This window comes from Chrysosporum bergii ANA360D (assembly GCF_029891735.1).
GTDB classification, from domain to species: Bacteria; Cyanobacteriota; Cyanobacteriia; order Cyanobacteriales; family Nostocaceae; genus Umezakia; species Umezakia bergii.
Genome location: NZ_JANQDH010000034.1, coordinates 50,955 through 58,273, shown reverse-complemented (window position 1 = coordinate 58,273; position 7,319 = coordinate 50,955). Strand labels below are relative to the sequence as shown.

Sequence of the window (7,319 nt, the reverse complement as noted above, 5' to 3'; positions counted from 1 at the left end):
TATTTCTATGTGTTTGGTTTGATTCAATTTGTCGCTTTGCTACCGCGAAGCCCGCCCACTATTTGTGCTAGTTGTGTCACTTATTTCAGTACACAAATACTATAATATAGCGATCGCCTGTGCCAGTTGCGTAAGTCCTGTCTAAAAATATGACAGGTATTAATGATATTTACCGCATTATTTTACCTACTGCTGATATTGTGCCAACTTTAACTGCCACTGGCGCTAAAGACTATATAGCAACAGTATCAATTTATGCTAGTCATCCGGAAGAGTATAAAAATCTTTTTTTAGAAAGAATATATAAAAAGAAAAAATATATACCAATTACTGCAAAACACGCCTGTAAGTTACAAGGGTTTCCTACCAACTTTGAATATCATGAAAGAGATGATATTGCCAGAAAACACTTTGGTAATGCTGTTCCTATAGCTGTAGTTGAGTATATAACTAAGGAATTGCTCAAAACTTTAGAAGTTTAGCTTTCAGTTCCCTCCGCGACTGGAGCGCCTCTGCGTGAGACAAATAAATTTATATTTCCAATCAGCAAGGCGTAATTTTTACTATGTACCACTACCCACCTATGAAAAAAGGAGAGTCTACCAAGTTCTAGGGTGAAAATTGGGTTGATTTAAAATTACCAGGTTATCACCGGACTGAGCTAAGACAAATAAACCCTGACTATAAGCATAATCCCTCACTTCATCTGGTACTACCATAGCGGCTACTGCTGCCATCGCCCGGACATCTTGATATCGAGGCATAAGACGCTTAAACTTATCTAACCGCTCTAAATGTTTATCCACATCCGGTTGAGTTAATTTACTCTTAACTTCTATTAATACTGCCTCTGTATCATTAATTACTAATAAGTCAATTTCCAAACCTTCGCCGTTGCGTTTAACAGATACACCTGCTTGGAGTTCATGAACATCAATACCTCGCTGTTGAAATAACTGTACCGCAGCAGGGCGCACTTGCCATTCCACAAACTCCCCCAGACGATTACCTAGTTTACCTATGTCCTGACTAACTCGCTGAATTTGCCGGTCTGTTTTCTGGGATTGCTCTTTAAGGATGCGCTCTGTTTCTTGGAAACGGTGATCGGTTTCTTGGAAACGCCGCTCTGTTTCTTGGGATTGCTCTTTAAGAATGCGCTCTGTTTCTTTTTGAGCAGCAATCAACTCACCTAACAAGCGCCAAACATCATCGGGAGTGTAAGTCATGGGGGATAAAATGGTTTAATTTGGTTCTCTAGATTTATTATATACTGCTATTTATACTAGTCCATAGTTAAAACTCATATAGTTACACTTTAAACCAGAGAACATTATCACTCAACCAACACCTACAAAGTTTAGAACAGGGAACTTGTATAAACTGTTGGAGATCAGATAGGGGCAGACAAACGTCCACCCCTGTAAAAATTAGGTGACACCAAAAACAATCACCAAGCCCAAAACAGCCCCAAAGATAATTAAGGCGTAGAATTGAGCGCGACCATTTTCTAGGTATTTCAAACCTTCACCACTGACGAGGGTGAACAAGCCTGTCAGGTTAACAGCACCATCTACCACCCGGAAGTCAACTTCCATAACTTGTCTTGCTAGGCGACGTAAGCCGAGAACAAATACACGATGGTAAATGTCATCAAAGTACCACTTGTTCAGAGATAGCTCGTAGACAGGTTGAATTTGAGAGGCGATGGCCGCGGGGTTAATTTTACGCCACAAATACATCAAAGAGGCTAGGGTAATACCAATTAAGGAAATACCCACGGAAGCCCCGGCCATAATGTAGAACTCTGTGGGGTTGAACTGTGCAGCTTTTTCTAAAACTTCGGTGAGGGTTTCGCTAGGGGGAAAAATAAACTCCTCGAAGTAGTTAGCATAGGGTGTACCTACCAAACCAATGGCAATTGAAGGTATGGCCAACACCAACAAAGGCAAAGTCATTGTCCAAGGAGATTCATGGGGGGTATGGCTATGATGACCACCATGTGCTGCCAATTCTCCTTGTTTCATTGCTCCTGGACCAAAATTAGGCGCTGGTGAAGATGTTGCGCCTTTTTGGAGTTGATCCTTAATTTTCTGGTCATTACCCCGGAATTGTCCTTCAAATGTCATGAAGTACATTCTAAACATATAGAAAGCTGTAATGCCCGCAGTTACCCAACCAATCAACCATAGTAGTGGGCTAACTTCAAAAGCGCTGCCGAGAATTTCATCTTTTGACCAAAAACCAGCAAAAGGCGGAATACCGGAAATTGCCAAACAACCAACTAGGAAGGTAATGGCTGTGATGGGCATATACTTTCGCATTCCTCCCATTAATCGCATATCCTGCGCTAAGGCAGGGTCATGACCAACCACTCCTTCCATGCCGTGAATTACCGAACCAGAACCCAAGAATAACATGGCCTTGAAGTAAGCATGGGTCATGAGGTGGAACAGCCCCGCACTGTATGAGCCTAATCCCATAGCCATCACCATGTAACCTAATTGGGAGATGGTGGAGTAGGCTAGACCCTTTTTGATGTCATTTTGGGTAATGGCAATGCTCGCCCCTAAAAACGCTGTAAATGCCCCCGTAAAGGCAATGACATTCATAGCAGCTGGGACGTGCTCAAAAACCGGGTACATCCTGGCAATGAGGAACACACCTGCTGCTACCATAGTGGCAGCATGGATTAAAGCAGAAATGGGAGTAGGTCCTTCCATGGCATCTGGTAGCCAGACGTGGAGAGGAAATTGGGCGGATTTAGCCACTGGACCTAAAAACACTAAAATCGCCAACAGAATGGCTAACAAGTTGCTGATAGAACCTGTTTCTATGAGTTGGGAAAGGCGATCGCCTATCACCCCAAAATCAAAACTACCCGTAGCCCAGAATAGTCCCAGGATGCCCAGCAGTAGACCAAAGTCCCCCACCCGGTTAGTCACAAATGCCTTTTGACAAGCATCTGCTGCTGCTTTGCGATCGTACCAAAAGCCCACCAGCAAGTAAGAACACATCCCCACCAGTTCCCAGAATATGTAGATTTGCACCAGGTTGGGACTAACCACTAAACCCAACATAGAGGAACCAAATAAACTGAGATAGGCGTAAAACCTCACGTATCCAGGGTCATGGGCCATATAGCCATCGGTGTATACCATGACCAATAAAGCTACTGTAGTGACAATTACCAGCATCACAGCTGTTAAGTGGTCGATAGTGTAGCCCATACTCAAATGGAAATTGCCTGCTGCTGCCCATTCCAGAGTGCGGAGATAAGGCGCGTGTCCTTGAATTTGGCTCCACAGCAAGGCCAAAGACAAACCCATAGCTGCGCCCATCAAGGAGATGATCACTACAGCGTTGAGTTGTCGCAGGCGGTTGGTCACCTGATTTAAAGAAATTAACCCCAGACCAACCAGCATTGCTCCTACAAGGGGAAATACCGGAATTAGCCAGGCATATTCATAGATTACTTCCATCACTGACCCTTAATTTGAGAATCCTTGACTAAGTTAGCGTATCTATTATTAACACTCCCCGTCCCAAAGGATCGGGGATTCTGTACCCTACCGATGCCCCATGCCCACTGCTCCTGCATTATAACACACTAAAAAGCCGTCCCAGAAAGACGAGCTTCTAATGCCATTGTTTTGGTCAGATGATTGTACGTTTTAGAATTGGTGTTGTAAGTGAGTTTAATTGCTTCTAAAGCTAGACGTAAATCTTCTTTACTGCGGAAACTTTCTAAGCGATGGCGAACCATGCCATTTTCAACCAACAGTAAAGTCGGCAGTGACTTGAGTCGGTAGGTGTTAGCCAGTTTAAAATTATTATCCGCGTTCACCCCTACTAATTTAATTTTATCCCCATATTGAGCATTAAATTGTAATAGTAGGGGGTGAATAATCCGACACAAGCCACACCAGGGGGCTTCAAAATTAACTAGAACAGGAATAGAAGATTGTAAAACTTCTTGAGTAAATGTCCGCTCACTAACCGACAACACCATGATGCCTCTAGATTTTAATGTTTTTTTATTAAACTGGTTGTCAGTAGCAGAACTTGCCAAGCCAGTGATTTCCACTCATCAGCTTGAGCTAAAGCATGATTATGTATTTGAGGGTTGATTTTGATGCTGTAGCTAAGGAAATTAAATTACTGTATCATCATCTCCCTAGCACAAGGATTTGACTGGTAGAACACCCAAACCAAATATCTAACTGACTAAGCGCACCCCTACTGACAACCTATGTAAATTTATCCTACCTTGATTTGGTAGCAGTTGATCAGCACAAATTTTTGCTAACTTATATTTTTTTTCGATAACAGGGATCATCTCAAACTACCATGCTATCCTATTAGTCGCTACAATTAACAGGGGATGCGCCCACCAAAACAGAACTATAAAAACTACTACACCTAAATAAGCAGGGCGGAGAAATTCCTGCCATTGGAAAAATTGACGACCATCAATAATTGCTTGGAAAGGAATAATTGATGTTCTCTGTTTGACAATAACAAACGCCTCACCATAACGAGCAGCAAGGCGGCGATCGCCATGCCAGACTCCAAACAAGTGATGTAATATTAACCCCAAAGAGGTAACCAGGGTAAAGCTAGTTCCCAGCCACAGAGTGTGGGCAAAACACCATATTACTTGTCCTACCATCTGAGGATGGCGAGTAACACGAATAATTCCCGTCTCGAACAAGTGGACTTGGGGTTTTTGAATGGCGGCAATTTCCAGTAAATTAAAAGTAGCAGGATACAAAAATACAAAAGAAACTGCTGATAACACCCAAACTACTGCCTTTACCCCTGGTATCCCTTGGACTTGCCAAACTTGCCAGCCATCATAGCGATGGTTGAAAAAGTAAATAATTAAGACCACAGCTAGGGGTAAACTAACTAATGCAAAGCAAATACGATAAAGCCTCGGTCCTAGGTGTTTTTCCGCCCAAGGACGTAGTGCCGCTCCCCCACTATGGGCGATGGCAAACACTAATTGTAACCCGAACATGACAAAATGACTGGGAGTCAGCCAAGAATCTAGCATTGTATACATGGTTAAAGTAATTTAACAAAAATTTACATTGAGGTGAGAAGATGCAGCAAAACAAGCCCGGTGAAAAGCTGAGAAACATAATTTGTTGCCCCAGCTGCTCCTTTAAAAATTTGTGAGGTTGAGCCTTATGTTTGATGTTCCCTTTACTTTAGATCAGTTACGTATCCTGAAAGCGATCATTGCAGAAGGGAGCTTCAGGCGAGCCGCGGATAGTCTTTACATCTCCCAACCTGCTGTGAGTTTGCAAATCCAAACTTTAGAACGGCAGTTAGATGTGTTTTTATTTGACCGTGCCGGGCGACGGGCAGAATTAACTGAAGCTGGGTATCTACTCTTAAGCTACGGTGAAAAAATTCTCAGCCTCTGTCAGGAAACCTGCCGGGCTTTGGAAGATTTAAAAAATCTCCAAGGTGGTACTTTAATTGTCGGCGCTTCTCAAACCACTGGCACTTATCTGTTACCTCAAATGATCGGTATGTTCCGACAAAAATATCCCGATGTGGCTGTGCAGTTACACGTCCACTCTACCCGGCGAACTGCTTGGAGTGTAGCTAATGGACAGGTTGATCTGGCCATTATTGGCGGTGAAGTTCCCTCGGAACTCGCAGAATCTTTGGAAGTTATCCCTTACGCAGAGGATGAACTAGCCCTAATTCTACCGACATTCCATCCCCTAGCTCAACTGGAGAAAATTGATAAAGAAGACCTATATAAATTACAATTCATTGCTCTGGACTCACAATCAACCATCCGCAAGATGATTGACCAGGTACTAGCACGCTCTGGTATTGATACCAAGCGTTTTAAATTAGAAATGGAACTCAATTCCATAGAAGCCATCAAAAATGCTGTGCAATCTGGTCTGGGTGCTGCCTTTGTCTCCACCTCAGCCATAACTAAAGAATTACAAATGGGTTTACTACGATGTCCCACCATTGAAGGTCTGGTAGTCAAGCGGACGCTGTGGATGATTGTTAGTCCTAATCGCTATCGTTCTAAGGCAGCAGAAGCCTTCATTAGAGAGGTTTTGCCCTTGTTTGCTGGCTCTGGGTGGGATGAAAATTTGTTAAAATTGTCACAAACAAAGTTGGTGGTAAATACAATAGATACAGATACCACTGCTTCTCCTGAAGTCAGCTAACATCTGCTTATTAGCATTACTTCCGCAAAATCCCCCCTAGGCATTAATCCCACGACTAAAAGCCCGTGGGATTTCTGCTTTTATTGCTGTGAAACAAACCAATTGAGTACTCAGATTTTTTAGTCAACAGATTACCCAATTCAGTTAAATCTGTTTGTGGTGGTCAAACAGATTGGTTAAACCCAACAGCAAGTAGGTGTTGCTGACTCTAACTTTCTGTGGACTTTTTCATCAGCTTTGAATTGCGTTTTAGCCAACTCGATTGATGGACTCCGCAGGTAAACAAATGAGATTATCGCCCTGGGTCAGGATCAAGCCGCGTTGACGCAATTTGCCCATCAAGCGAGTTACAGTTACACGAGTTGAACCGATAGCGCTACCAATTTGGGCATGAGTCAGGGGGAAGGGCAGACAATAGCCACGAATCACGTCCGGGTCAGTTTCGCTCATGGACGGTTCTCCATATTCCTCAATCAATAGTGTCAGGAATCCTAAGAGTCGGTCAATAGTCCGCCGTTGTCCCAAGGCACTCAGCCACAGCAACTTACGCTGATGCTGATACCTAAAGGCATCCATGACTTCACGCCGAAAGTGAGGCCAGTTGTCCAGGTCGTGCCAGTACATCCACAGCACCGCAGTTTGGTCAACGTGAGCGTATGCTTGAAGTGTGAATGGGGACTGAGCAACAATTTCAAACGGTTGTCCCGCGCCGACAAAACCCAAGAAGGCCTCTTCTGGAGTTCTGTTAATTCGTCGCGAAGTTAGCTGACTGGCGGTGGCACTAACTTGTGCGGTTCCTACCATGCGGATGGCTCCCCTTTGCACCAAGTAGAGCAGTCCAGGTCGGGCTGGAATGCGCTCATCTTTGCTAAAGGTACGGCAACGGTAGTGTTCTTGAGCCCAGTCGAGAATGCGTTGCCAAGTCAAAAAAGGCCGTGATGCCTCAGAAAAAGAAGATGGAGATTGCATAAGTAACAAAGAGTGGTTGGCTGAAGACAAAGACGTAATAAAAGGGTGCAAGGAGTGTCTTTGTGTTGGCGGAGTAGGCTTAACGCCTGACAGCGCCAGCCATTCCAAGAGTAGAAAAGCGTTGAGTTAGCACTCTACTCTTCT

The 7,319-nt window shown here is 43.8% G+C and carries 7 protein-coding genes; 2 read left to right on the top strand and 5 right to left on the bottom strand.

What is annotated here, in order from left to right; all coding sequences use genetic code 11:
- Positions 1–149 precede the first annotated feature (149 nt).
- The gene (locus tag NWP17_RS05300) at positions 150–482 is read left to right on the top strand and encodes a DNA cytosine methyltransferase (RefSeq protein ID WP_280653870.1); all 333 of its coding nucleotides are present in this window, start codon (positions 150–152) and stop codon (positions 480–482) included.
- Between the two features lie 117 nt (positions 483–599).
- Here NWP17_RS05300 and NWP17_RS05295 read toward each other — a convergent pair whose 3' ends face one another.
- The 4 genes from NWP17_RS05295 to NWP17_RS05280 all read right to left on the bottom strand — a co-directional run bounded on the left by NWP17_RS05295 (position 600) and on the right by NWP17_RS05280 (position 5,056).
- Positions 600–1,226 carry a hypothetical protein gene (locus NWP17_RS05295; protein WP_280653869.1) on the bottom strand — a complete coding sequence of 209 codons (627 nt, stop codon included), beginning with the start codon at positions 1,224–1,226 and terminating at the stop codon, positions 600–602.
- Positions 1,227–1,427: 201 nt separating this feature from the next.
- A complete protein-coding gene (locus NWP17_RS05290) occupies positions 1,428–3,479 on the bottom strand; it encodes an NAD(P)H-quinone oxidoreductase subunit 5 (RefSeq protein WP_280653868.1) in 2,052 nt (683 codons plus the stop codon).
- 128 nt (positions 3,480–3,607) lie between these two features.
- Positions 3,608–4,009 (bottom strand): thioredoxin family protein, encoded by a 402-nt coding sequence (locus NWP17_RS05285; protein WP_280653872.1) that lies wholly within the window; start codon positions 4,007–4,009, stop codon positions 3,608–3,610.
- A 333-nt stretch (positions 4,010–4,342) separates the two neighbouring features.
- Positions 4,343–5,056: an NnrU family protein gene (locus NWP17_RS05280; RefSeq protein ID WP_280653871.1), complete on the bottom strand. Its 714-nt coding sequence runs from the start codon at positions 5,054–5,056 to the stop codon at positions 4,343–4,345.
- Between the two features lie 136 nt (positions 5,057–5,192).
- On the opposite strand from NWP17_RS05280, the gene NWP17_RS05275 reads away from it, so the two are divergent.
- Complete coding sequence (locus NWP17_RS05275; protein WP_280653867.1) at positions 5,193–6,206, top strand: LysR family transcriptional regulator; 1,014 nt, start codon at positions 5,193–5,195, stop codon at positions 6,204–6,206.
- A gap of 249 nt (positions 6,207–6,455) precedes the next feature.
- On the opposite strand, the gene NWP17_RS05270 is transcribed toward NWP17_RS05275, so the two are convergent.
- Complete coding sequence (locus NWP17_RS05270; protein ID WP_280653866.1) at positions 6,456–7,175, bottom strand: Crp/Fnr family transcriptional regulator; 720 nt, start codon at positions 7,173–7,175, stop codon at positions 6,456–6,458.
- Positions 7,176–7,319 lie beyond the last annotated feature (144 nt).

Coding starts and splice junctions, on each gene's coding strand:
- NWP17_RS05290 (WP_280653868.1), bottom strand. CDS start 3,479: ATGGAAGTAATCTATGAATATGCCTGGCTAATTCCGGTATTTCCCCTT.
- NWP17_RS05285 (WP_280653872.1), bottom strand. CDS start 4,009: ATGGTGTTGTCGGTTAGTGAGCGGACATTTACTCAAGAAGTTTTACAA.
- NWP17_RS05270 (WP_280653866.1), bottom strand. CDS start 7,175: ATGCAATCTCCATCTTCTTTTTCTGAGGCATCACGGCCTTTTTTGACT.
- NWP17_RS05280 (WP_280653871.1), bottom strand. CDS start 5,056: ATGCTAGATTCTTGGCTGACTCCCAGTCATTTTGTCATGTTCGGGTTA.
- NWP17_RS05275 (WP_280653867.1), top strand. CDS start 5,193: ATGTTTGATGTTCCCTTTACTTTAGATCAGTTACGTATCCTGAAAGCG.
- NWP17_RS05300 (WP_280653870.1), top strand. CDS start 150: ATGACAGGTATTAATGATATTTACCGCATTATTTTACCTACTGCTGAT.
- NWP17_RS05295 (WP_280653869.1), bottom strand. CDS start 1,226: ATGACTTACACTCCCGATGATGTTTGGCGCTTGTTAGGTGAGTTGATT.